2 protein-coding genes and 1 pseudogene are annotated in these 1,709 nt (G+C 70.6%); all 3 read right to left on the bottom strand.

The genetic code is table 11. The features are described 5' to 3' along the window. The coding region (locus tag GGD82_RS20715; protein WP_184013348.1) for a hypothetical protein at positions 1 to 602 on the bottom strand (602 nt) is incomplete at its 3' end. Next, complete coding sequence (locus GGD82_RS20710; protein WP_150064317.1) at positions 599 to 1,219, bottom strand: DUF4376 domain-containing protein; 621 nt, start codon at positions 1,217 to 1,219, stop codon at positions 599 to 601. The genes GGD82_RS20715 and GGD82_RS20710, both read right to left, overlap by 4 nt. Before the next feature lie 13 nt (positions 1,220 to 1,232). Then, positions 1,233 to 1,709: pseudogene (locus GGD82_RS20705) on the bottom strand (hypothetical protein); the annotation flags it as partial.

The raw sequence follows: 1,709 nt of genomic DNA, 5'->3' as shown, positions 1-1,709 counted from the left end.
GAGCCTGCCTTTGCGTACATGGACAGGGTGTAGGTCCGCCCAACGGTCATGTCGTCCGTATTTCGGGACAGCAGCGCGGTGCCGACCGCATCGCTTGTCAGTAGGGTCTGCGTGCCTACGCCGAAGCTGGCGCCCTCTGTCGCCGTGCCCTGGCTCACTGGGAGCCGATCCATGGCCGTGGAATGGTACGCGGTGTTGGTTGCGGCGGGCTCGATGACCAGCGCGCCACCTTCGACGCGCGGCACGTCGGGGGCGATCGCCTTGACCACGGCGCCGTCCCAGAGGGTCGCGGCGGAGGCCCGCGAGAACGACGCGGCCGACTGGACCACCCCGGCCGTGACCAGATCGATCCGGCCGCCCGTGGCTGGCGCAACGAAATACATCCCCCGATCCCACGCCCCTTGCGGCATGGGGCCGGCCGGCACGCGGAGCGGCGTGGCCCGCGTATAGACCTGCCCGCCCGCCGCGACTCCGCTGACCAGGGCGTCTGACGGCAGCGTCAGGATCTCGCCCGGGCCAATGACGAGACGGCCCTCGGCGTCGACCGTGAGCGTGCCGGCGGTCAGCTTCAGCGGCTCGAACAGGCGGCGCTCCGTTGTCATGACCAGCCGCTCCCGGTGTCGATCGCGCGCAGGTCTTGCAGCGTGGCGGCCGCGTCGATGGCGGCGTACAGGGCCTCCTCGCGCGCCAGGATGACACGCCACCGCGCCGCCACGGCATCGTGGATCGCGGTCATCAGGGCGGCGTCCGCCTCAATGCGCGCGCCGGAGCGCGTCACGAAGGCCTGGGTCCCGCCCGTGTCCGCCAGCAGGTCGCGCAAGGCGCGGATCTGGCTGATCGCCGTGTCCGTCGTGTCCACATGCACGGTCGTGGCGCAGATCTCCATTGTGAGCCCGGCGTCCCTCGCCCGCCGGAAGGCCGCCGTCGCCCGCGTCCGCCACTCCGCCCGCAGGCCCTCCAGCCGCGCCGCGATCTCGGGCGGCGTGAGGGGGCGGATCTCGTAGGTCAGCGTGACGACGGGGATCGGGCCGGAGTCGTCGAACCCGGGCGGATCGGCGGGCTCCGGGATCCGCGTATGCGTGTCCGGATCATGCTCCGGCAGGATGGACCGGACGTGGTAGATGGGCGGATCCAGCACGGCCAGGGCCGTGTCGGGCAGACCGCGCGCGTGCGGCGGCAGAGCGTCCATCGGATACTGATTGCGATACGCGTATGGCATGGTCTGCCCCCCCCTATGGCGTTTTGGCGAGACGGCCGCCGACCCAGTCATCGGCGAGGCTCGCCGACGACACGCTCAGCCGCCACAGCCCGGCGCCGTCTCCCTCGTCCCATGCGCCCCCGGCATGGGCCACAGCGTCGGCGTGACCGTGCAGGCTCGTATTATCTGGCCATGTCGACTCCGACGCGTTGCGCGCCAACATCGCCGGAATGAACACATCGCGGAAATCATACCCAGGACCGCTCTGCGAGCGCATGGTCACCGGGTGTAGGCCCGTCACGGTCACGGCCCCGGTACTCACCCAGGTCTGGCCGCCGTCGCGGTCCCAGATCTCGATAACGTCGCTAGCCGTGGATCGGATGCCGGCCAAAAACTGCGCGACATTGCCCCACAGACCGACGATACCGCGATATGTGGCCTGGGCCACGTCGGCGGCATCGACCCGGGCGCGGTTGTCGCCCGATACCGGCTCATCCACCCGGCCACGGCC

Source organism: Roseospira marina, assembly GCF_014197855.1.
Lineage (GTDB): Bacteria > Pseudomonadota > Alphaproteobacteria > Rhodospirillales > Rhodospirillaceae > Rhodospira > Rhodospira marina.
Note: the sequence above shows the minus strand (reverse complement) of the source record. Positions and strands in the feature narration are given on the sequence as shown.